Source organism: Pseudomonas sp., from assembly GCF_030683065.1.
Taxonomy (GTDB): domain Bacteria; phylum Pseudomonadota; class Gammaproteobacteria; order Pseudomonadales; family Pseudomonadaceae; genus Aquipseudomonas.
Genome location: NZ_JAUXMX010000046.1, coordinates 36,019 through 58,598, shown reverse-complemented (window position 1 = coordinate 58,598; position 22,580 = coordinate 36,019). Strand labels below are relative to the sequence as shown.

Sequence of the window (22,580 nt, the reverse complement as noted above, 5' to 3'; positions counted from 1 at the left end):
GCGTCGCCCGCTGGGTTCAGCCGACGGCCTGGGGATGCAGGCGAAAGCGGCGAATAACCGCTTTCTCCAGTTCCGCCACGCAGAACAGCAGTAAACCGGCCAGCAGCACGCGCAGCCATTCAGCACCGCCCAGTCCGGTGGAGCCGAATACCTGCTGCATGGGTGGCGCATAGGTGAATAGCAGTTGCAGCACCAGGCACACGCCGATGGCCAGCAACACCTTGGGGTTGCCGAACAAGCCTTCGCGATTGAGCACCGAGGCGAACATATAACGGCTGTTGAACAGGTAGAACATCTCGCAGATCACTACGGTGTTCACCGCCATGGTCCTGGCGCTTTCCAGGCTGGTGCCACGTTCCAGTTCCCAGAGGAACAGGCCTAGGCTGCCGCCCATCATCAGCAGCGAGACCATCAGTACGCGCCAGGCGAAGAAGCCGGAAAGCAGGGGTTCCTTTGGTGGTCTTGGCGGGCGAGCCATCAGGCCGCGCTCGGCCGGCTCGAAGGCTAATGCCAGGCACAGGGTGCAGGAGGTGACCATGTTTATCCACAGTACCTGGGCTGGGGTCAGTGGCAGGGTCAGCTGGAACAGGATCGCGGCGATCACGATCAGGGCTTGGCCGCCATTGGTCGGCAGCATGAAGAGGATGCTTTTCTTCAAGTTGTCGTAGACCGCCCGGCCTTCACGCACGGCCCCGGTAATGGTGGCGAAGTTGTCGTCGGCGAGAACCATTTCTGCGGCTTCCTTGGCCGCCTCGGTGCCTTTGTGGCCCATGGCTACGCCAACATCTGCACGCTTAAGTGCTGGCGCATCGTTGACCCCGTCACCGGTCATGGCCACCACTTCGCCATTGGCTTGCATGGCCTTTACCAGGCGCAGCTTGTGTTCCGGGCTGGCGCGAGCGAACACCTCAATGTTCGGTAGTAGTTCGCTGAGACGGTCCTCGTCGAGCAGCTCGATTTCGGCGCCGGTCAGCGCGGGCCGGTCAATGCCGATGCCCAGTTGCGCACCGATGGCGCGGGCAGTCTCGGCGTGGTCGCCAGTAATCATTTTTACCGCGATACCGGCGCGCCGGCACTCGGCCACGGCGCTGATAGCCTCTGCGCGAGGCGGGTCGATGATGCCGAACAAGGCGAGCAGGGTGAAGCCCTGCTCGACATCGGAGAAGCTCAAGCTGCGTTGTTCGGCGTCGGCCGGGCGGCTGGCAATGGCCAGCAGGCGCAAGCCATGGGCCGCCAAGTCAGTGGCCTGACGCCGCCAGAAGTCTGCATCGAGTGGCTGGTCGCCGTCGGCAGTGCGTTGCTGGCTGCACATCTCCAGCAGTCGCTCGGGTGCGCCCTTGAGGTAGATCACCCCATGCCCACTATGGTCATGGTGCAAGGTGGCCATGAACCGGTGTTCCGACTCGAAGGGGATGGCATCGGTGCGCGGCAAGTCGGTCTGCGTGGCCAGCGGGTCGAGGCCGCTTTTCAGGGCCAGGGTGGCCAGTGCGCCTTCGGTCGGGTCGCCATGCAGTAACCAGTTGCCGTCAGCGTCTTCCTCCAGCCGGGCATCGTTGCACAGTTGCGCCGCGCGGCCGATGTCGAGCAGGGCCTGATCGACGTCCAGGGGCGCACCGTTGAGGTGGAAGCCGCCCGCAGGCGCGTAACCGACACCGCTGACGTCGATGCTCCGATCGGCGCTGACCAAGCGTTGTACGGTCATCTCGTTGCGGGTCAGGGTGCCGGTCTTGTCCGAGCAGATCACGGTCACTGAACCTAGGGTCTCGACCGCCGGCAAGCGCCGTACGATGGCCTTTTGCCGGGCCATACGCTGTACGCCGAGGGCCAGAATCACGGTAATGATCGCCGGCAATCCTTCGGGGATGGCCGCAACGGTCAAGGCCACTACCATCATGAACATCTCGGCTGGGTCCTGGCCGTGCCACAGGGTGCTGAGGGTGAAGGTGGCGATCGCCAAGACCAGCAGTGCTGCACTCAGCCAGCGGCTGAAGCCGCTGATCTGCCGCAGTAATGGCGTGGATATCGACTCCACCAGTTGCAGCATGCTGCCGATGCGCCCCAGTTCGGTGAGGCTGCCAGTTGTTACCACCAGGCCGAGTGCCTGGCCGCTGCTGACCAAGGTGCCAGAATAAGCAATACAACGGCGGTCACCGAGTACGGCGTCGGCGGCCGAGCAGGCAATGGACTTCTCGACCGGTACCGATTCGCCAGTCAGCGCCGCTTCTTCTACGTTGAAATTCTTTACCTGGAGCAGGCGCAGGTCCGCCGGCACCTTGTCCCCGGACACCAGCGCGACGATATCGCCTGGCACCAGGTGTTCTGCGGGTATTTCCCGGCGCTCGCCATCGCGCAAGACCATGGCATGCAGCGACAACATGTTGCGGATGGCATCCAGGGCGTGCTCCGCCTTGCCTTCCTGGATGAAGCTGATCAGCACATTGATCAGCACCGCAGCGAGGATCACCGCAGTGTCCACCCATTGTCCGAGCAGGGCGGTAACAACGGATGCCGCCATCATCATGTACAACAGTACATTGTGAAATTGCAGCAGCAGACGCATTAGCGGGCCGCGCCGCTTGGGCGGCGGCAGGCGGTTGGCCCCATAGCGTTGCAAGCGCGCCGTAGCCTCATCCTCGGTAAGCCCGCTCCGGGTGCTGTGCAAGGCGTCGAGGGCCTGTTGTGCGTCGAGTGTGTGCCAGGCCGCTTCGGCGTTGGCAGGTTGTCGGCTGTCCATTCAGGCATCTCCATACGTACAGTGCCGATACAGTAGTCTTATTTGCCAGCTATGGTCTGATCTGTATCAACACCCCGGGGCCTGTTTTGCGCTCGAATGTCCCACTACTTACAGGCAGGCAAGGTGAACGAGATGATCAAGCTAGTGGTGGCGACCGACCTTTCGCAGCGTTCTGCGCATGCCGTGGCACGTGCCGCCCGGTTGATCAAAGAGCAGGGCGGCGGCGATTGGGCCTTGGTGCATGTGGTCGATGACGACGCGCCGCAGGACTTCGTTGCCGAGCATGTGCAGCGGGTTCAGCGGCTCCTCGATGAGCAAGCGCAGCAACTGGCCGACCAGACGGGTAGCCGGCCGCAGGTGCTGGTGAGCAGTGGCGAAATCGAACCGATCATCTTCGAGGCATGCCAGAGCATGAATGCCGACCTGCTGGTGGTCGGCAGCCACCGCAAGACGCCGCTGCGTGACTTCTTTCTGGGCACCAGTGTGGAACGCCTGATTCGTGGCAGTCAGCTGCCGGTCCTGCGTGTCGCGCAACCAGCCACTGCCGATTATCGGCATGCCCTGGCGGCGCTCGACTTATCGCCCGCGGCCATTCAGGCCATGGCCAGCGCACAGCGGCTGGGCCTGCTCGACCCGCAGCAGTGCACGGTACTGCATGCTCTGGAACCCATTCCCATGGGCATGCTGACAGAGGCGGCGATCGACCATCGTTTGCTTGAATCCCAGGCCGAGGAGGCTTTGCTGACGTTGCTTGGCAACCTGCATGATGCCGCAATGACGTTGCCCGATGGCCGCGTGCGGGTGCGCGAAGGCATGCCTCGGCAGGTGGTTGCCCAGGAATTGAAGGAGGTGCAAGCCGACCTGCTGGTGATCGCCACGCATGGCCGCAAGGGGCTGGGGCGCTTGCTGCTCGGCAGCGTCGCCGGGGCACTGCTGGCTGAGTTGCCGTGCGACATTCTCTGCGTGCCGCCGCAGGCCTGAGAGGTTGAGGCGGAGCGCTCGTCTTCGCCCCTCGATTCACGCGGCCCGGGCTTGAGTCTCGCTGTTCACGTTCAGGGCGCTGGCCACTGCGGCATGGGCACGGCGTGCCAGTTGGTTGCGATTCAGCGTAGCGCTGGCAATTGGTTGCAGCAGGCGGATCTGTACGTCGATGCGGTCACTGGCGAGCAAGCGCAGCAGGTGCGAGAGCATGTCGTCGTCACCGATAAAGGGCGTGATCATGCATGGCTGGCCGTCACGCAGGTAGCGGATGGCGACCGGTTGCAGGGCTACCCCGGTGTCGATGGCGCTGCTCAGCAGGCGGCCGTGGAAGGTGCGCAGAACCTGGCCGTCGGTGGTGGTGCCTTCTGGGAAGATCAGCAGCGGCCGGCCCTGTCCCAGATGCTGGCCGAGTTGCTGGTTGAGCAGGCTGCTGTCGCCTGCGCCGCGGCGGATGAATAGAGTGCCGGCCTGGTGCGCCAGCCAGCCCGCCAGCGGCCAGGAACGCACCTCGGCCTTGGACAGGAACGACAGCGGGGTGAGCATGCCGAGCAGCGGAATATCAGTCCAGGAGATGTGGTTGCTGACCCACAGCATCGGCTCCTGCGGCAGTTCGCCATGCACGCTCAGGCGGAATGGCAAGGCATTGCTCATGCGCGCGAAGAACCAGCGGCTCATGCGCTGACGCAGGCCCATCAGGTCACGTCGCAGCAAACGCTCCAGCAGATTCACCATTGCGGCCAGCAGGGTGCCCAGGCTGATGATGACGAACAACCGCATGAGACGCAGGTACAAACGTAGTTTCGCCATGGATGACTCCGAAGGGGGGCGCGAGTGCCGGCATGTCTACCGGTTCCCGGGACTCGCTGCAAGTCTGCAATGCCTCTGTAGGTGTTCGCCCGCCGTCTTCGACGGAGCGCTGTCGCGCAGCAAGCCGGATGCGCGCAGGGCCCGCTGTGTAGGAGGGGCTTCAGCCGCGAAGCGTTGGCTGTGCCGCGGAGAGTTCGCGGCGTTCCTACACGCTAAGTCGCTTCAGACCGCCGCCTTGAAGTGCCGGGCGTAGCGCGGGCAAAGTTCGTCGCGCTTGAGCAGGATGAACACATCGGCGACCTGAAAGTCAGGGTCCCAGCAGGGTTCGCCGCAGATCTTCGCGCCCAGGCGCATGTAGGCCTTGAGCAGTGGTGGCAGTTCGGCGATGACGTTGCTCGGCACGTCCAGGGCCGGTAGCGGTGTCTTCGGCTCGGCCCGCAGGTGTTCGGTGCACAGGTAACGTTCGCGCAAGCGCTGCATGATCGCCTGAGCCTGGATGCCGCCGTCCTGCATGGAGATGCTGGCGCAGCCCATCAGGTAGCGGTAATTGCCCTGGTTGAGGACTTCGGCCAATTCACTCCAGAGCACGGCGATGGTGGCGCCGTTGCGGTAGGCGCTGTCGACGCAGGTGCGGCCGATTTCCAGTACCGGGCCTTGCAGGTGCGGCAGGCCGTGCAGGCTGAATTCCTCTTCGCTGTAGAAGCGTCCGAGGCTGGCGGCCGCCTGATGATCGAGCAGGCGAGTGGTGGCCACCAGTTGACCGCTGTTCAGATCGCGCACGCCGATGTGCTGGCAGTGAATGTCGTAGTCGTCCATATCCAGGCCGAACTCGGCACCCTTGAGCTTGGCATCGAACTCGACGCTGAACACGCGAAAGCGCAGGGCCTGGGCTTCACGCAGGGCAGCTGGGCCGACTAGACGCTCGGCTTGCAAGCGACGTGCTGGGGTGGTGCGGTCGCGGGTGATTGCCATCTGGGTCATGCCGTCATCTCCGTTGGCCGGCTTTTTTGCCTTGCAGCCGGTCGATCTTGTTGGGCAAGCTCAGGCTATGTAGCCGCGGTGTCACCCCTGTGAAGTTTTGGTGATGCTTGTGTGACAACCACTTGCGACCCTATCTCGCTGAGGAACTGCGTATGCCCTGGCAAATCCTGCTGCAAACCCACCAACGCCTGCCGGCCGCAGACAACCTGGAGGCCTGGTATACCGCGCTACTGGTGCGGTTGGGCAAGCCATCGCCATTCGAGTTGGCGCTGCTCGGCGGACGTTTGGCTGCTACTCCGGGGCTGGCCTTCCTGGCTGGCTATCAAGGCGCGCTGCGCGTGCTCTGGCCTTGCGCGCCCTGGTCGCTGGGCGCGCTTTGTGTCACCGAGAATAAAAGCGTGCGCCCGGCAGATATGCAGACCCGTCTGAGCGACCTGCGGCTGTACGGGCGCAAGGATTTTGTCACCGCAGGCGATGCCGCCGACTGGCTGCTGGTCGCCGCCCGCGAAGAGCCCCAGGGCCACGCTGTAAACGTGGCCCTGGGCGTGGTGCGCAATGGCGATCCCGGGGTACGCGTCGAGGTGCTGCCGAGCTTGCCCTTGATGCCCGATATAGGGCATGCCCGCCTGCATCTGGAGGGCGCCCACTGCGAGCGCCTGGCCGGCGATGGCTGGGATGACTACGTAAAGCCGTTTCGCAGTATCGAGGACCTGCATGTGCTGACCGCCGTGGGCGCCTGGCTGTATGGCGTGGGCCAGGAATCGAACTGGCCGCAGGCCTTGCAGTTGCGCCTGCTCGGCCTGCTCGCTGGCTGCGCCGAAGTGGCCCGGCAAGGCCCGACGCAACCCGTCACCCATCTGCTGCTGGCCGGACTATTCGCCCAGTTCGCCGCACTCGACACCGAGGTGCACGCGGCCTTTGCCGCAGGACCAGCAGACTGGGCCGCCTTGTGGCAACGTGATCGCGGCCTGCTGTCAATTGCCGCCGCCGCCCGCGGCAAGCGTCTGACCAGCGCCCAGGCCACCTTGGGCCTGCAGCCTTAGCCTTGAGCCCAGACACGAGCAGCCTGCGGCGCGGTCCGGCAGTCCACGAAAGGCCGGCCGCTGTAGGCGCGAGCTTACTCGCGATGCTGTTGCCTGCAGCCAGAAACACACGCTTTTTAGCGTCACAGGCGGCGTGCTAGGGTGACGGCTGGACATCCCCGGAGGCAGTGCAATGCCCGTATCCCTGCTGCATCGGTTCAGCTTGATTCTCGCCATGGCGGGCGGCACCAGTCTCGTCCAGGCCGAAAGCTGGCCGGCTGCCGAGTGGGCGCAGGAGTCCGTGCCTGCGAGTCCAGCCATCGCCGCGCTGGAGGCCTATGCCTTTCCTGTTCGCGACGACGAAAACCGTACGGGGGTGCGCACCGATGCCTTGCTGGTCATCCGCGACGGTCGGGTGGTTTACCAGCGTTACGCCGGGCCGACCCACGAGAATACGCCGCACCTGACCTGGTCGATGAGCAAGAGCCTGCTCGCGACCACCCTGGGCGTCGCCTACGGCCAGGGTCGGTTCAAACTCGGTGCGCCAGTGGCACAGTATTACCCGCCGTTTGCCAGGCATCCGCAGGTCAAGGTCGGCCACCTGCTCAACTGGGCGTCAGGCCTGGATTGGCACGAAGACTATGAATACGCGCCGCTGAAGTCCTCGGTGGTGGCCATGCTCTATACCCGCGGCCGCACGGACATGGCGGCCTTCACCGCTGCGCACGCCGCCGCTGCCGAGCCGGGTGTACGGTTTCGCTACTCCAGTGGCGACAGCAACGTGCTGGCCGCCGCGCTGAAGGGCATGGTCGGCACCGAGGCCTATGCGGACTATCCCTGGGACGCGCTGTTCGAGCCGCTCGGCATTACCTCGGCGGTCTGGGAAACCGACGCAGCCGGCACCTTCGTTGCCTCGTCCTATGCCTATATGAGCGCCCCTGACCTGGCTCGTATCGGCCTACTGATGCAGCGCGATGGTCGCTGGGGTGACACGCAATTACTGCCGCAGGCCTGGGTTACGTTCAATCGCACGGCCCTGGCCAGTTACCAACCGCAGACCGCCAAGGCCGGGGACGCAGTGCCGGGCGGGCACTGGTGGTTGAACGCCGAATTGCCGGGCGCGGCCAGGCCCTGGGCGGATGCGCCTGCTGATGCGTTCGCCGCCCTCGGCCACTGGGGGCAGGGGTTATATGTGCTGCCGAGGGAGAAGCTGGTGATCGTGCGCTACGCCGATGACCGCGACGCCAGCTTCCAGCACAACCAGCTGCTCAAACTGGTGCAAGCGGCCTTTGCCCGCGAGGTGCAGCCATGATCCGTCGCCGTCCGTTGCGCACCCTGCTGCTGATGATCGTCCTGCTGCTGGTGGGGCTCGGCTGGCAGAATCGCGCACACCTGCAGGCCTTCCCCGACATCATCGGGGCCTACACGGCCAAGGAATATTGCTCCTGCCGCTATGTGATGAACCACCCCGCACCCTACTGCGAAGGCTATGTGAGCCAGTATCTGCCGGTTAGTCAGTTGCTCGATGACCAGAGCCGCAAGCAGGTCACCGCCAGCGGCCTGGGCCGCAGCCACAGCGCCACGTGGCTCGGCCCGCGGCAGGGTTGCCAGTTGCAGCCCGCCGCGTTATTTCAGTCTCAGCCCTGAGCGAATGGCTGCTGCGCGCTGTGCAAGGCCGCCGCAGGCGACTATGGTGACGGCCTCGACGCTTAACCTACGGGGCCTTATGCGAATCTGTCAGCGCTGCTTCATGTTGCCAGCGGTTTACTGATGCCCGGGACTGTTTTCCCCTGGCGCAGCGGTAACCAGTTTGCCTTGCTCAACGATGGCCCGACCTTCTTTGCGCGGATGATTGCAGCTATCGACGCGGCTCGTGAGTTGGTCGCGCTGGAGCTGTATCTGGTGGAAAGCGGTGCGTGTATGGATGCCCTCTCGCAAGCCCTGTGCGCGGCGGCGCTGCGCGGTGTAGAGGTGCGCTGCCTGTTCGACGATTTCGGTTCCCAGGCACTGCTCCAGACGGATCGCCGACGCCTGAGCGCTGCGGGTGTGCAACTGCGGCGCTACAACCCGCTGCGCTGGCGCCACGGCATGCGCAACTTCTACCGCGACCACCGCAAGCTGTTGCTGGTTGATGGTCGGCTGGCTTTTATTGGCGGCACTGGCGCGACCGATCAGTTCTGGATTCCGGGCGAAGCGGATAGCGCTTGGCGCGAGGTCATGGTGGAAATCGCCGGTCCGCTGGTGACGGATTGGCAGGTGTTGTTCGACCGCCAGTGGCATACCCTGCATGCACGTTTTGCCTGGTGGCCAAGGCCGGCGCCCGGGCAGAAAAACCTGCCGCTATCACCGCCCGTGGGCCAAGGCCTGGGCCGGGTAGCCTATGCCGATGCCCGCCAGCATCGCGACATCCTGCAGTCGCTGGTACGTGCGTTGCTCAGTGGCAAGCAGCGTATCTGGCTGGCCACGCCGTATTTTCTGCCGACCTGGAAAGTCCGTCGTGCGTTGCGCAAGGCCGCGCAGCGCGGGGTGGAGGTGCGCCTACTGCTCAGTGGCAGGCACACGGACAACCCGCCGGTGCGTTTTGCTGGGCAGCGCTACTACCCCAAGTTGCTCAGGGCCGGGGTGCAGATCTATGAGTACCAGCCACGCTTCCTGCACCTGAAAATGGTCCTGGTGGACGACTGGGTCAGTGTCGGGTCGTGCAACTTCGATCACTGGAACCTGCGTTTCAATCTCGACGCCAACCTGGAAGCGCTCGACCCGCAGCTGACCGCCGCCGTGGTCGCCAGCTTTCAGGCAGACTTCGCCGACAGCCTCGAAATCAGCCAGGAACTCTGGCAAGCACGACCCTGGTGGCGGCGCGTGCAGGAGCGCCTGTGGGGCTGGCTGGATCGGCTGGTGGTGAACCTGCTCGACCGCCGTCGCTAGTGGGCTGCCGCGCAGTAATCATTGCTCAAGCGGCCCCGCACACCCTGCGCGCCGGTGTTACCGAAATAACAATTCAGAGACGGCCTTTCGCCCGTGGGGACGGCCGTCCGACGTGCGGGCATGTTTCCTGGCGATGTAGTCCTAGGCTATTACCTGCGTGCTGGATGGGAGGCGGATACTGGTTGTGCTCCCTCAATCCGTTACAGGAGAACGCTCATGGCTGCGAAAAAGATTCTGATGCTGGTCGGCGACTACGTCGAAGACTACGAAGTGATGGTGCCGTTCCAGGCCCTGCAGATGGTGGGTCACACCGTGCATGCGGTCTGCCCGGGCAAGAGCGCCGGAGACAGCGTGCGCACCGCCATCCACGACTTCGAAGGCGACCAGACCTACAGTGAAAAGCCCGGGCACAACTTCGGCCTGAACTTCGACTTCAGCCAGGTCAAGGCCGAGGATTACGATGCCCTGCTGATTCCCGGTGGTCGCGCCCCGGAATACCTGCGCCTGAATGCCGAGGTTCTGGCCCTGGTGCAGGCCTTCAATGCCGCCAACAAGCCTATTGCGGCGGTGTGCCATGGCGCCCAACTGCTGGCCGCCGCCGGCGTGCTCGACGGCCGCGAATGCAGTGCCTACCCGGCCTGCGCGCCGGAAGTGCAGCTGGCGGGTGGCCGCTACATGGAGATCGCCGTGGACCAGGCCCATGTCCAGGGCAACCTGGTTACTGCGCCGGCTTGGCCCGCGCATCCGGCTTGGCTGGCGGGTTTCCTCAAGCTGCTGGGCACCCAGATCAGCCTGTAGACTGGAGTCTGGACAGGCGCCAATGCACCGATGCCTGTTCGGTGCTTCTCCCAACGCCTGACCGAGGAAAGGCCTGCCATGTGCGAGCTCTACGTCAAAGCCGACCCCATCCTCTATGAATCCCGCTCACGCTCGCTGCGCATCCGCGGGGTGGTCACTACCTTGCGCCTGGAAAACCAGTTCTGGGACATTCTCGCCGAGATCGCCGCGGTCGATGGCATGACCACCAATCAGCTGATCAGCAAACTTTACGACGAAGTCATGGAGTACCGCGGCGAGGTGGTGAATTTCGCCTCTTTCCTGCGTGTCAGCTGTACGCGCTTTCTCAGTCAGCGCCCGAGCAACGTCCGCGAGCTGATGCCGCGATTACAGAAATAGCATGCCCCTGGCCGAGCGATAGTCCGACCGTGGTCCGCTGCCACGGTCTCTGCTGCAAGGCCGTAGCAGTCAGGCTGAACTCTCGCGCCCAAACGTACGCCCCGCGACCCTCATGCAGCTGATTGCCGAGTTGATTCATCCCGCGCTTGCATCCACCCACGGTAATCTCAGCCAGTTGCCGCATTGCCCGATGCCCTGCTGTGTTGCCGGTGGGTTGACTCGTTGCCGCCTGCGACGAGCTGAATGCGTGACGGCCTGGTGCGACAGCTGAGTGGCTGCGGGTAGAAGCGATCCTGTGCCGACTGGATTAAACTTGCTGGCCAGGCAGTTCAGGTCTGAAGTGAACCGGGCTGGGCAGCCATGCGAGCACATAAATGCGAGGGCGAGTAATGAGCAGCGAATTGCAGATCGAAGATATTCACCTGGGTGAGGGTAAGGCAGTGGTCAAGGGGGCGTTGATTACTACCCAGTACGTCGGTTTTCTCGAAAACGGCAGCACGTTCGACTCCTCCTATGAGCGCGGTAAGCCCTTCCAGTGCGTGATCGGCACCGGGCGCGTAATCAAGGGCTGGGATCAAGGGCTGATGGGCATGCGCGTAGGCGGCAAGCGCAAGCTCTTCGTCCCGGCTCACCTTGGCTACGGCGAAAGAGAATTCGGCCCGCATATCAAGCCCAATTCCAATCTGATCTTCGAGATCGAGTTACTCGAAGTGCTGACGCGCGATGATTGAGCAAGGGCAAAGTCAGCACATCTGGTGCTGAGCGACATGGCGGCACAGTTCGAGCGCGGTTGTGGCGGGTGCTTTGTAAGCCATCGCTTACAAGGCGTGTAAGTGATCGAGGGCAAGAGTGGCAAGTCAGGCGCTGATGGAGTCCGGGTGTATATTTCAACTGACTGATTTATATGGTTATTTATTTTTATTAAGGTTGCCGTTGAGCTTTTCCGTAGGTTTGGTGTACTTGTGGCAAGTCAGGAAAACGCTAGTATTACTTCTGTGTCTAGGGACTGGCACAGGCTGCAACGGACAGTAGTCAGGACAATCGCGGGACGCGATTTCATCAGGATGATGAGCAGGGAATACAGGGAGTAGGGACAAAAGAGTGGGCGGGTAATACCGCCCCTTTTTTTGCCTGCAAGAAAGTAAAAGACCCGCGCAAGGCGGGTCTTTCAGTAAACGCCAGTCGAGCCTTAGCGTTCCAGGTGTTGCAGCTTGTCTTTTACGCCATCCCACTCTTCAGCATCAGGCAGCGCTTCTTTCTTCTCGGTGATGTTTGGCCAGACTTCAGCCAGGTCGGCATTGAGCTCGATGTATTCCTGTTGATCTTCCGGCACTTCGTCTTCGGAGAAGATCGCCTGAGCCGGGCACTCCGGCTCGCAGAGTGCGCAGTCGATGCACTCGTCCGGGTGGATCACCAGGAAGTTCGGGCCTTCGTAGAAGCAGTCCACCGGACAGACTTCCACGCAGTCGGTGTACTTGCACTTGATGCAGTTGTCGGTGACGACGAAGGTCATTTCTAATTCTCTCCTCAGGCTACGGCACGGGGACTGTTTTCCATAAACAGCCCCTCGGCTCGGGAAACTATAACTGCGACGCCAGGCTAGTAGGCCGCAGCATCCCAAAGCGCGCGCGATTCTAACAGCTTGCGCGCTCGGGCGTTAGACTCGCGCTTTCCATGTATATAACAGTTCCAGCGCTTTACGCGGTGTCAGATCATCCGGATTGATCTTGAATAATTCCTCCAGTACCGGGTGCGGCAGGCTGGCAAACATATCGCTTTGCAGTGGCGCCGGCTGCTGGCCTGGTTCGTTGCGGGGTAAATCATGGGGCAGGCTGGTGGTTTCCAGACGTGCCAGGTGTTCGCGGGCGCGCAGGATTACTTCGCCGGGCACGCCGGCCAGTTGCGCGACCGCCAGGCCATAGCTCTGGCTGGCCGGGCCGGGCAGTACATGGTGCAAGAAGACGATGCGCTCATTGTGCTCGGTGGCATTGAGATGCACGTTGGCCACCAGCGGTTCGCTCTCCGGCAGCACCGTGAGCTCGAAATAGTGGGTGGCGAACAACGTGTAAGCGCGCAACTTGGCCAGTTGTTCGGCCGCCGCCCAGGCCAGCGACAGACCGTCGAAGGTGCTGGTGCCGCGGCCGACTTCGTCCATCAGTACCAGGCTGCGTTCTGTGGCGTTGTGCAGGATATTGGCGGTTTCGCTCATTTCCACCATAAAGGTCGAGCGGCCGCCGGCCAGGTCGTCGCTCGAGCCGATGCGGGTGAAGATGCGGTCGACCAGCGACAGCTCGCAGCTTTTCGCCGGGACGAAGCTGCCGATATGCGCCAGCAGCACGATCAGCGCGGTCTGGCGCATATAGGTGGACTTACCACCCATGTTCGGTCCGGTGATGATCAGCATACGCGTGTCATCGTCCAGGCTCAGGTCGTTGGCCACGAACGGCGTGGTCAGCACCTGCTCGACTACTGGGTGACGGCCCTGATCGATGCGCATGCACGGTTCGTCGACGAAGCGTGGGCGATTGAGATCCAGGTTCAGCGCGCGCTCGCCCAGGTTGCTCAGTACGTCCAGCTCGGCGAGGGCTGCAGCGCTGTCTTGCAGCGGGCCGAGGTGGCCGATCAGGCGTTCGAGCAGTTCTTCATAGAGGATTTTCTCGCGGGCCAGGGCGCGGCTCTTGGCCGACAGGGCCTTGTCCTCGAACTCCTTGAGCTCGGGGGTGATAAAGCGTTCCGCGCCTTTGAGGGTCTGGCGGCGGATATAGTCGGCCGGAGCCGACTCGGCCTGCTTGCTCGGCAGCTCGATAAAGTAGCCATGCACGCGGTTGTAGCCGACCTTGAGGTTGGCCAGGCCGGTGCGGGCTTTCTCGCGCACTTCCAGGTCCATCAGGTACTGGCCGGCGTTTTCGCTGAGTGATTGCAGTTCGTCCAGTTCCGCGTCGTAACCGGTCTTGAGCACGCCGCCGTCGCGGATCACTGCCGGTGGGTTGTCGATTATGGCGCGGGCCAGCAATTCGGCCAGCTCCGGGTAGGTGCTGACTTCGCCCGCCAGCTCGCTCAGGTGCGGCGACTCAAGGTTGGCCATGGCCATTTGCAGCGTCGGCAGGGCGGCCAGGGCATCGCGCAGCCGCGCCAGGTCACGCGGCCGCGCATTGCGCAAGCCGATGCGGGCGAGGATGCGCTCCAGATCACCGATTTCCTTGAGCTGCGGCTGCAGGTTCTCGAAACGGTAGCGTTCCAGCAGGCAGGCAATCGACTCCTGGCGTGCTTCCAATATGCTGCGGTCACGCAGCGGGCGGTTCAGCCAGCGGCTGAGCAGGCGGCTGCCCATGGCGGTCTGACAGCGGTCGACCACCGACTGCAGGGTGTTTTCACGGCCGCCGGCCAGGTTGACGTCCAGTTCCAGGTTACGCCGGCTGGCGCCGTCGAGGATCACGGTGTCATCGAGACGCTCATGCCGCAGGCTGCGCAAGTGCGGCAGGGCGGTGCGCTGGGTTTCCTTGGCGTAGGCCAGCAGGCAGCCGGCGGCGCCGATGGCCAGGGTCAGCTTCTCGCAGCCAAAACCCTTGAGGTCCTGGGTGCCAAACTGCTGGCAGAGGCTCTTGTGTGCGGTGTCGCGCTCGAAGTCCCAGGGTGCACGACGGCGTACGCCGCGGCGTTTTTCCGCCGGCAAGCCCTGCGGCCAGTCGTCGGGAATCATCAGCTCGACCGGATTCAAACGCTCCAGTTCGGCCAGCAGATTCTCCCAGCCATTGATTTCCAGCACGCTGAAGCGGCCGCTGGTGATGTCCAGCACGGCCAGGCCGAACAGCCGTTCGTCACCGAGCACGGCAGCCAGCAGGTTGTCGCGGCGCTCGTCGAGCAGCGCCTCGTCGCTGACCGTGCCGGGGGTGATGATACGCACCACCTGACGGTCCACCGGGCCTTTGCTGGTCGCCGGATCGCCGACTTGCTCACAGATGACCACCGACTCACCGAGCTTGACCAGTTTGCCGAGGTAGCCTTCGGCAGCGTGGTAGGGAATCCCGCACATCGGGATGGCCTGCCCGGCCGACTGGCCGCGAGCGGTGAGGGTTATATCCAGCAGCTTGGCGGCCTTTTTCGCGTCCTCATAGAAAATCTCGTAGAAGTCGCCCATGCGGTAAAACATCAGCTGGTCCGGGTGCTGGTTTTTCAGCCTCCAGTACTGTTGCATCATGGGCGTGTGAGAACTGAGGTCGCTTTGGCTCATCGTTTTAACTGTCCGGCTGAATCGCAAAAGCGCCTAGTGTACGGTATCGCCCTGGCTGGCTTTAACCCCGGAGTGCAGATGAGCGCGAATGAACAACGACTGACCTCGCTGGCTAGCGAGTTGGGCCGACAGTTATTAGCTACCCAGGCTCAGGTGAGTACGGCTGAATCCTGTACCGGCGGTGGTATCGCCGAGGCGATTACCCGGATTCCCGGCAGCTCGGGCTGGTTCGAGGCCGGTTACATCACTTACTCCAACGCGCAGAAAACTAAGCAGCTGAATGTGCCTGAGGCGCTGTTCGCCACTGTTGGTGCGGTCAGTCGCGAAGTGGTCGAGGCCATGGTGCGTGGCGCCCAGGCGCAGAGCGGGGCGCGCTTTGCGGTGGCGGTCAGTGGTGTGGCCGGGCCGGATGGTGGTTCGGCGGACAAGCCGGTGGGCACCGTATGGCTGGCCTGGGGCGATGGCGAGCAGTTGTTCAGCGCACGCAGGCAGTTCGCCGGCGACCGCAGCGAAGTTCGCCGACAAACGGTCGAGGCCGCTCTGCAGGGGCTGCTGCGTGTGATTGCACAAGAAAATCCAAATGCAGGGTAGGCGAGCGACTTGCCCTGTGGAATAATACTGTCTACTTATACAGTTGTTAATGGCCGCTAACAGGCCCTTCTTTATTACGTGAGGACTTCAATGGACGAGAATAAGAAGCGCGCCTTGGCGGCAGCCTTGGGCCAGATCGAAAAGCAGTTTGGCAAGGGTGCAGTAATGCGCATGGGCGACCATGAGCGCCAGGCAATTCCGGCCATTTCCACCGGTTCGCTCGGTCTGGACATTGCCCTGGGCATTGGCGGGCTGCCAAGAGGCCGGATCGTCGAGATCTACGGCCCTGAGTCTTCAGGCAAAACCACGCTGACCCTGTCGGTGATCGCTGAAGCGCAGAAGCTTGGCGCCACCTGCGCCTTCGTCGATGCCGAGCATGCTCTTGACCCCGAATACGCCGGCAAGCTGGGCGTGAATGTCGATGACCTGTTGGTCTCGCAGCCGGATACAGGCGAGCAGGCGCTGGAAATCACCGACATGCTGGTGCGTTCCAATGCTGTCGACGTGATCGTCATCGACTCCGTGGCGGCCCTGGTGCCGAAAGCGGAAATTGAAGGCGAGATGGGTGACATGCACGTGGGCCTCCAGGCTCGTCTGATGTCCCAGGCGCTGCGCAAGATCACCGGTAACATCAAGAATGCCAACTGCCTGGTGATCTTCATCAACCAGATCCGCATGAAGATCGGCGTGATGTTCGGTAGCCCGGAAACTACCACCGGTGGTAACGCGCTCAAGTTCTACGCATCGGTTCGTTTGGACATCCGCCGTACCGGCGCGGTGAAAGAAGGCGATGAAGTGGTCGGCAGCGAAACCCGCGTCAAGGTCGTGAAAAACAAAGTGGCGCCGCCGTTCCGCCAGGCTGAGTTCCAGATTCTTTACGGCAAGGGCATTTACCGCAATGGCGAGATTATTGATCTCGGCGTGCAACACGGCATGTTGGAAAAATCTGGTGCCTGGTACAGCTATCAGGGCAACAAGATCGGTCAGGGCAAGGCCAACTCGGCCAAGTACCTGGAAGATAATCCGGAAGTGGCACGCACCATCGAGGGCCTGATTCGCGAGAAGCTTCTAGTCGCAAGCACGCCGGCCAAAGCTGGCGCAGATGCACCGGTCACCGCTGAGGCTTGAGTCGTAGAGTATGTCTGTCGTGCTGGATAACCTCGTCGCGGTGCGTCGAGTAGCCATGGATCTACTGGCGCGTCGCGAGCATGGGCGCGTCGAGTTGACGCGAAAGTTGCTTCAACGTGGCGCGCCGCTTGAGTTGATCGACACAGCGCTCGAGCGTTTGGCGAACGAAGGTTTGTTATCCGAGGCGCGTTACCTGGAAAACTTTGTTGGCTATCGCGCGCGGGCCGGTTATGGGCTGTTGCGTATTCGTGAAGAGCTGACCCAGCGTGGTTTGCTGCGTGCGGATGTTGAGCAGGCGTTACGTGACAGTGGTATCGATTGGAGCGAACAGTTGGAGCAGACCTGGCGTCGCAAGTTTGCCGGTCAACTGCCGGGCGATGCTCGCGAACGTGCTCAGCAGGGCCGCTTCCTCAGCTACCGTGGTTACCCACCAGAGCTGATCAGTCGTTTGTTGCGCGGCATTGATCTGGATTGAAACACCCTGTTAACCCGGAGCCAGTGCTCCGGGTTTCGTGTTTCTGGGCGGTGGGTATTTGCGCGGTGCTGTTGGCGGCACGCGCTACGCAAAGCAGACGTTGTCCTCAGGCGTAATCAGCTTGGCTGTTGCCAGTGTTGCGGCAGGTTGATCAGGTCGAGCAGTTCGCGCAAACGACCGTGGTCGCGGCTATTGAAGGCGAACGCCAGGCGGGTCAGGTGGCAGAGTTCGGGCTCGTCCAGTTCGGATTCGCAGTAAGGCTGCTGCTGGAAGCCACCGCTGGTGCACAGGCCGCTGAACTCGAGGTTCAGTTGCTGCATGGCCACCTCATTGAGCGCATGGTTGAGGCGGATTACATAGCGATCCTTGATCCAGCGGCTGGAGTGATAATTACCGTAGAAGTGTGCGATTTCCGCGGCTGCCTCGGCGGCGCTGTGTGCCAGGCGCACCAGGCGCAGGTCACTGGGCAGGATATAACTGTTACCCACCAGCTGTTTTTCGATAAAAGCCATGGCCTCTTTCCAGAAACTGCCTCCGGGTTGATCGAGCAGTACCACGGGTACCAGTGGGCTTTTGCCGGTTTGCATCAGGGTAAGCACTTCGAGCGCTTCATCCAGGGTGCCGAAACCGCCAGGGCAGAGCACCAGGCCATCTGCTTCCTTGACGAAGAACAGCTTGCGCAGGAAGAAGAAGTGGAATGACAGCAGGTTGCTGGTGCCATGTACGGTGGCATTGGCCCCTTGCTCAAAAGGCAGGGTGATATTGAAGCCAAGGCTGTTTTCCAGGCCCGCGCCTTCATGGGCGGCGGCCATGATGCCGCCACCGGCACCGGTAATCACCATCAGCTCGTGCCGCGCCAGGGTGGCCCCGAGTTCGCGCGCCAAGGTATACAACGGGTGGCTGGGCGGCGTGCGCGCCGAGCCGAATACCGTAACCTTGCGCCGCCGTTTGAACTGCTCGAGGGCGCTGAATGCGTGCTCCATTTCACGCAGGGTTTGCAGCATGATCTTGGCGTCCCAGCGATTGCGGTCGGCCTGTGCCATGCGAATCACGGTGATCAGCATGTCGCGATATAACGGCAGGTTCGGGCTGTCTCCCGGGGCGACCAGGGCGATCAGTTCGTCGACTTTGTCGGCAAGATCAATGCCGCTGGTCTGAAAATGACGGGATAAATAATCATCCAATTCATAAGGCATTCAACTTCTCCTTTCAGGATGCCGGCCGGGCTCATTCGCTGTTATGAACGCCCAGCCATGCTCAGAGTATTACCCGAACTTGCCCTTTGGAAGTGCTAAATACCTGATTGGTATGCAGAAAATTTCAAGCTCGGGAAGACCGCATCAGATTCTAGCGGCCTGCTGCCGAAGCGCGAACCGGCTCGCCGGGACGACGCGCGAGAGGATGTAATAATAACGCTTGCCTGTTGATACCTGGGCGCGATTTCAAGGTCGCCACAGGCAGTGCCTCGGCCGCCTTCAGCTCCGTGCCGCGAATTCTATCGCTGGGTTTGCGGGGGGCTGATTGGCTTGGTCCGGGATGCGCGACTCAACACCGTAAAGAGTCTGCTGGCCGAGAACGCTGCAACCTCAGCACCTGCACTCTCTGAGGAAGGTGCACGTGCTGCAATTGTCGCGCAGGGGTTCAGATGGCGATCTGCTCGCCTGGCTCCGGGATGCTGGCAATCCAGTTCAAACGCTCACGCAAAGTTTGCTGCAGTATCTGCATTTTCTCCAGTTCGCCATGTACCAAGTACAGCTCGGGATGATGGTCGAAGTGACTGACCCAATCGAGCAATTGCGACTGCCCGGCATGGGCGGAGAAGCCGCCGAGGGTGTGGATTTGCGCTTTGACAGCGATGCGTTGGTGGAGCATTTTCACTGAGCTGGCACCGTCGACGATCGCGCGGCCTGGGGTTCCTTTGGCCTGGAAGCCGGGGAACACCACGTGGCAATCCTCGCGCCAGAGGTTGTGTTTAAAGTGATGGGCAATGCGTCCGCCAGTGCACATGCCACTGCCGGCGATGATGATGGCGCCGCTCTTGACCCGGTTGATCGCCATGGACTCTTCCGGGGTTGGCGTGCAGCGCAGGATCGGCAGCCAGTCCTCGATGCGCCTGGCGGGCTTGTGCGCAATGGCGGCGTGATCGTCCGGGTCGAACAGGTGTTGAAAGCGCGAATAGATGGCGTTGGCGCTAATCGCCATCGGGCTGTCGAGGAACACCGCTTGCTGCGGCAGTCGGCCCTCTTGGTAGAAGCGACCGAGGTAATAGATCAGGTCCTGGGTGCGACCGACGGCGAAGGCCGGTATCAGCACGTTGCCGCCGTCGCGATGGGCCTGTTGCAGGATCTCGGCCAGCTCATCCAGGGTGTCTTCGTTGTTACGGTGATCGCGATCGCCATAGGTGGACTCAAGCAGTACCAAATCGGCGCGGTCGAGTGTGGTCGGGGGGTGCATCAGCGGCGAGCAGGTGTTGCCGAGGTCGCCGGAAAACACCAGGCGCCGGGTGAGGTGGTGATCCTGCACCTGCATTTCGACGATCGCCGAGCCAAGAATATGCCCGGCTTCGTGAAAGGTAACCTGTACGCCCTTGGCCACTTCGACCTGCGCGCTATAGGCTTGCGGACGACGTTGCTTGAGGGCCTGCTCGGCATCCTCGGTGGTGTAGAGCGGGCTCAGTGGCGGTTTGCCCTGGCGCGCACGCCACTTGTTTTCCCACTCGGTATCTTTCTCCTGGATTTGCGCGGCATCCAGCAGCATCAGTTCCAGCAGTTCACAACTGGCCTCGGTGGCGAAAATTGGCCCACGATAGCCGGCGCCAACCAGTTTTGGCAGTAGACCGCTATGGTCGATGTGGGCGTGGGAAATCACCACCGCGTCGAGTGTCAGCGGGTCGAAGGGGAAGGGCGCGCGGTTGCCTTCATCCTCCTCGCGACGGCCCTGGCGCATGCCGCACTCAAGCAGCACCTTGGCGCCATCGCGGCTTTCGATCAGGTAGCAGGAACCAGTGACTTGCTGGATGGCGCCAAGAAAGCTGAGGAGAGCCATGTCGGAAATCCTTGATGATGACGAGTGACTTCAGGGTGCCGGGAAGGCCCGTCGACGACCTTGATGCAGGTCAGCATTTCGGATGTTTGGGTTGCCCTGGACTGGGCCAAACGATGCGGAGCATGCCTCCATGCCTCAACTATTGCCGAGTGTCAGCGAGCTGGCCGGCCCTGCCTTGGTCGAGCCCGAATCCCGTGCAAAAACTTTTCGCCGGTGAGGCGCGTGACGCACTGACTGACTGGCAGGCCTACTCGCCGCAGTCGCTGTTGCTGAAACGCTCGCTGACGACCGGGCGGTTGGTCTTGTACTCGCTGAACTCGTAACGCAAGACAGCGCCGCTGTCCAATAGCTGGCGGTAGCCCGCGTTGCGGCACACGCTGTTGGCCAGCTGCGCGCGCACGCTATCCGGGTTGCCACGCATCCGCGCAGCATGCTCGGGGCGCACGCTCAGGTGGTTGACCAGCTCATTACCGTCGACGCTATAACCCTGGTCGAGAATGTCTTCGTTGATCGCCCGTGGCGTGCCAACGCTGCTTTCGCGGGCGACGCGTTCGAGAGCCTTACTCAGCTCGAAGTTGTTCAGCGATGCACCCTGAGCCAGCGCAGGTAGGGCAAGGGTTAGAGCAATCAGGCGCAGCATGGGCTTCTCCGCAGTCAGTTAGAACCCTTTGAGACAGGCATCAGCCTGCCGAGGTTCAGTAGGTGACCAGCTTACCTTGCAACCGGCAGGGTAGATCCCTGCAATAGTGGGCGCTTTGTTAGACTGGCCTGCTTATCACGCCAGGACTCAACATGCCTTTCATCTCTCGCTGCGGAATGCTTTACACATGAGCCATGCCGTCGCTCGTTTGCGTGCCGCGCGCATTGCCCGTAGTGAAAAACCCTTTCTTGCCCGAGGTTCCAAGGCTGTGCGTTGCCAGCGTTGTCGGCTCGCGCTGAGTCATTGCCTGTGCGCCTGGCGTCCGCAGGTGGAAGCGAGGTCGGGCATGTGCTTGCTGATGCATGATGTCGAGGCGCTCAAGCCGAGCAATACCGGTTGGTTGATTGCCGATGTGGTGGGCGACACATCGGCCTTTGGCTGGTTGCGCACCGTAGTCGAGCCTGACTTGCTGGCGCTGCTGAGTGATCCGCAGTGGCAACCCTATCTGGTCTTTCCTGGTGAATACGTCGCGCCTGAGCGGGTGGTCAGCGAGGTGCAGCCTGTGCCTGGCAAGCGGCCATTGTTCATCCTGCTTGATGCGACCTGGACCGAAGCACGCAAGATGTTCCGCAAAAGCCCTTACCTAGAAGGCTTGCCGGTGCTCAGCCTGCAGCCCGAGCAGTTGTCACGCTATCGCCTGCGGCGCTCCACACGCGACGATCACCTGTGCACCGCCGAGGTGGCGGCGCTTTGCTTGGAGCTGGCCGGTGATCAGCAGGCCGCCGATGCGCTGAATGCCTACCTGGATGTCTTTAGCCAGCACTACCTGGCGGCTAAAGCTCCGCGCGCGGTTGACCTGAACGACTCGCTGCATCAGCGCTTGCGGCTGTTTCTGTGAGCGGTGTGCTGGTTTTTTTCGGCCATAGTTGCGCCAGGAGCATGCCAGCGAGCATCAGCGCACAGCCGAAATAACCGCGCAGTTGCAACGCTTCGCCCAGTAGCCAGGCGCCGGCAATGGCGGCAAACACGGCCTCGAGCGAGAGGATGATTGCGGCATGCGAGGCGATCGCATGCTTTTGCGCGACCACCTGCAAGGTGAAGCCGATGGCCACACCGAACAGGCCGCCATACAGAATCGCCGGTCCGGCAGCGATGATCGAGTCAAGCTGGATGTCCTCGAAGATCAACGCCAACAACAGGCTGATCAGCGCACAGGTGGCAAATTGCACCACGGCCAGGCGCAATGGATCATGGCGTCTGGCGAAAACCCCGACCAGCAGCACATGCACCGCCCAGACAAATGCGCCGGCCAACTGTAGCCAGTCGCCATAGGCGACTTGAAAGCCTTCGCCGACGCTGAGCAGGAACATCCCGCCCACCGCCAGCGAAGCGCCCAGCCAGATGCCCAGCCCCGTCTTGTGGCCGATCAGCAGGCCGAGCAAGGGCACAATGATCACATACAGGCCGGTGATGAATCCGGCGTTGGTGACACTGGTAAAGAGCAAACCAGCCTGCTGCAGGTTGATCCCCAGGGCCAACGCCAAGCCCATCAGGCCGCCACCGAGCAGCAGTTGACGGTTCAGCGGTACGCTTGGCGCGCTGCGCGAACGACGCTCAAGCAGCGGTAGCAGGGGCAGCAGAATCAATACCGCCAAAGCAAAGCGCAGGCCGCTATAGAGGAAGGGGCCTATCGAGTCCATGCCCAGGCGCTGGGCGACGAAGGCCGAGCCCCAGATCATCGCAGTCAGCAGCATCAAGAGGTCAGCGCGCAGGGCTTGGCTTTGCATAAAACAGTCTCGTTGAACAAAGTCGCGAACTGTGACGTAAAGTAACTCGCTTGA

General features: G+C 62.1%; 21 protein-coding genes. 12 read left to right on the top strand and 9 right to left on the bottom strand.

The window, feature by feature from the left end; all coding sequences use genetic code 11:
• Positions 1 to 16: 16 nt before the first annotated feature.
• On the bottom strand, positions 17 to 2,734 hold the full coding sequence (locus Q8K09_RS15250; protein WP_305255828.1) for a cation-transporting P-type ATPase: 2,718 nt from the start codon (positions 2,732 to 2,734) through the stop codon (positions 17 to 19).
• A 132-nt stretch (positions 2,735 to 2,866) separates the two neighbouring features.
• Between Q8K09_RS15250 and Q8K09_RS15245 the strand changes: the two genes are divergently transcribed.
• Positions 2,867 to 3,715 (top strand): universal stress protein, encoded by an 849-nt coding sequence (locus tag Q8K09_RS15245; protein WP_305255827.1) that lies wholly within the window; start codon positions 2,867 to 2,869, stop codon positions 3,713 to 3,715.
• Between the two features lie 36 nt (positions 3,716 to 3,751).
• On the opposite strand, the gene Q8K09_RS15240 is transcribed toward Q8K09_RS15245, so the two are convergent.
• Both Q8K09_RS15240 and olsB read right to left on the bottom strand, forming a co-directional pair.
• Entirely contained in the window at positions 3,752 to 4,522 is a 771-nt protein-coding gene (locus Q8K09_RS15240; RefSeq protein ID WP_305255826.1) for a 1-acyl-sn-glycerol-3-phosphate acyltransferase, read from the bottom strand.
• A 222-nt stretch (positions 4,523 to 4,744) separates the two neighbouring features.
• Positions 4,745 to 5,503: an L-ornithine N(alpha)-acyltransferase gene (olsB, locus tag Q8K09_RS15235; protein ID WP_305255825.1), complete on the bottom strand. Its 759-nt coding sequence runs from the start codon at positions 5,501 to 5,503 to the stop codon at positions 4,745 to 4,747.
• A 152-nt stretch (positions 5,504 to 5,655) separates the two neighbouring features.
• On the opposite strand from olsB, the gene Q8K09_RS15230 reads away from it, so the two are divergent.
• The 7 genes from Q8K09_RS15230 to Q8K09_RS15200 all read left to right on the top strand — a co-directional run bounded on the left by Q8K09_RS15230 (position 5,656) and on the right by Q8K09_RS15200 (position 11,360).
• Entirely contained in the window at positions 5,656 to 6,546 is an 891-nt protein-coding gene (locus Q8K09_RS15230; RefSeq protein WP_305255824.1) for an acyl-CoA dehydrogenase, read from the top strand.
• A 172-nt stretch (positions 6,547 to 6,718) separates the two neighbouring features.
• Positions 6,719 to 7,837, top strand: a complete 1,119-nt coding sequence (locus Q8K09_RS15225; protein WP_305255823.1) for a serine hydrolase — start codon at positions 6,719 to 6,721, stop codon at positions 7,835 to 7,837.
• Positions 7,834 to 8,172 (top strand): amidase, encoded by a 339-nt coding sequence (locus tag Q8K09_RS15220; protein ID WP_305255822.1) that lies wholly within the window; start codon positions 7,834 to 7,836, stop codon positions 8,170 to 8,172. The genes Q8K09_RS15225 and Q8K09_RS15220 overlap by 4 nt, the downstream gene beginning before the upstream one ends.
• A gap of 123 nt (positions 8,173 to 8,295) precedes the next feature.
• Complete coding sequence (locus tag Q8K09_RS15215; protein ID WP_305255821.1) at positions 8,296 to 9,453, top strand: phosphatidylserine/phosphatidylglycerophosphate/cardiolipin synthase family protein; 1,158 nt, start codon at positions 8,296 to 8,298, stop codon at positions 9,451 to 9,453.
• A 216-nt stretch (positions 9,454 to 9,669) separates the two neighbouring features.
• Positions 9,670 to 10,251, top strand: a complete 582-nt coding sequence (locus tag Q8K09_RS15210; protein ID WP_305255820.1) for a DJ-1/PfpI family protein — start codon at positions 9,670 to 9,672, stop codon at positions 10,249 to 10,251.
• A gap of 78 nt (positions 10,252 to 10,329) precedes the next feature.
• Positions 10,330 to 10,629, top strand: a complete 300-nt coding sequence (locus Q8K09_RS15205) for a ribbon-helix-helix domain-containing protein (protein WP_305255819.1) — start codon at positions 10,330 to 10,332, stop codon at positions 10,627 to 10,629.
• A gap of 389 nt (positions 10,630 to 11,018) precedes the next feature.
• Positions 11,019 to 11,360 carry an FKBP-type peptidyl-prolyl cis-trans isomerase gene (locus tag Q8K09_RS15200; protein ID WP_305255818.1) on the top strand — a complete coding sequence of 114 codons (342 nt, stop codon included), beginning with the start codon at positions 11,019 to 11,021 and terminating at the stop codon, positions 11,358 to 11,360.
• A gap of 458 nt (positions 11,361 to 11,818) precedes the next feature.
• Here Q8K09_RS15200 and fdxA read toward each other — a convergent pair whose 3' ends face one another.
• Positions 11,819 to 12,142, bottom strand: a complete 324-nt coding sequence (gene fdxA / locus Q8K09_RS15195) for a ferredoxin FdxA (protein WP_090500306.1) — start codon at positions 12,140 to 12,142, stop codon at positions 11,819 to 11,821.
• Between the two features lie 144 nt (positions 12,143 to 12,286).
• The gene (gene mutS, locus Q8K09_RS15190; RefSeq protein ID WP_305255817.1) at positions 12,287 to 14,860 is read right to left on the bottom strand and encodes a DNA mismatch repair protein MutS; all 2,574 of its coding nucleotides are present in this window, start codon (positions 14,858 to 14,860) and stop codon (positions 12,287 to 12,289) included.
• 78 nt (positions 14,861 to 14,938) lie between these two features.
• Between mutS and Q8K09_RS15185 the strand changes: the two genes are divergently transcribed.
• From Q8K09_RS15185 to recX, 3 genes are all read left to right on the top strand, one after another.
• Positions 14,939 to 15,451, top strand: a complete 513-nt coding sequence (locus tag Q8K09_RS15185) for a CinA family protein (RefSeq protein ID WP_305255816.1) — start codon at positions 14,939 to 14,941, stop codon at positions 15,449 to 15,451.
• Between the two features lie 90 nt (positions 15,452 to 15,541).
• Positions 15,542 to 16,579: a recombinase RecA gene (recA, locus tag Q8K09_RS15180; RefSeq protein ID WP_305255815.1), complete on the top strand. Its 1,038-nt coding sequence runs from the start codon at positions 15,542 to 15,544 to the stop codon at positions 16,577 to 16,579.
• 10 nt (positions 16,580 to 16,589) lie between these two features.
• On the top strand, positions 16,590 to 17,054 hold the full coding sequence (recX, locus tag Q8K09_RS15175) for a recombination regulator RecX (protein WP_305255814.1): 465 nt from the start codon (positions 16,590 to 16,592) through the stop codon (positions 17,052 to 17,054).
• Positions 17,055 to 17,170: 116 nt separating this feature from the next.
• Here recX and Q8K09_RS15170 read toward each other — a convergent pair whose 3' ends face one another.
• The 3 genes from Q8K09_RS15170 to Q8K09_RS15160 all read right to left on the bottom strand — a co-directional run bounded on the left by Q8K09_RS15170 (position 17,171) and on the right by Q8K09_RS15160 (position 20,739).
• Positions 17,171 to 18,250 carry an LOG family protein gene (locus Q8K09_RS15170; RefSeq protein WP_305255813.1) on the bottom strand — a complete coding sequence of 360 codons (1,080 nt, stop codon included), beginning with the start codon at positions 18,248 to 18,250 and terminating at the stop codon, positions 17,171 to 17,173.
• Positions 18,251 to 18,695: 445 nt separating this feature from the next.
• Positions 18,696 to 20,099 (bottom strand): MBL fold metallo-hydrolase RNA specificity domain-containing protein, encoded by a 1,404-nt coding sequence (locus tag Q8K09_RS15165; protein ID WP_305255812.1) that lies wholly within the window; start codon positions 20,097 to 20,099, stop codon positions 18,696 to 18,698.
• 247 nt (positions 20,100 to 20,346) lie between these two features.
• A complete protein-coding gene (locus tag Q8K09_RS15160) occupies positions 20,347 to 20,739 on the bottom strand; it encodes a quorum-sensing-regulated virulence factor family protein (protein ID WP_305255811.1) in 393 nt (130 codons plus the stop codon).
• A gap of 187 nt (positions 20,740 to 20,926) precedes the next feature.
• Between Q8K09_RS15160 and Q8K09_RS15155 the strand changes: the two genes are divergently transcribed.
• Positions 20,927 to 21,637, top strand: a complete 711-nt coding sequence (locus Q8K09_RS15155) for a tRNA-uridine aminocarboxypropyltransferase (protein ID WP_305255810.1) — start codon at positions 20,927 to 20,929, stop codon at positions 21,635 to 21,637.
• Here Q8K09_RS15155 and Q8K09_RS15150 read toward each other — a convergent pair.
• Positions 21,573 to 22,526, bottom strand: coding sequence for a DMT family transporter (locus Q8K09_RS15150; protein WP_370869550.1), 954 nt, complete (start codon positions 22,524 to 22,526; stop codon positions 21,573 to 21,575). The genes Q8K09_RS15155 and Q8K09_RS15150 overlap by 65 nt on opposite strands.
• Positions 22,527 to 22,580: the final 54 nt, after the last annotated feature.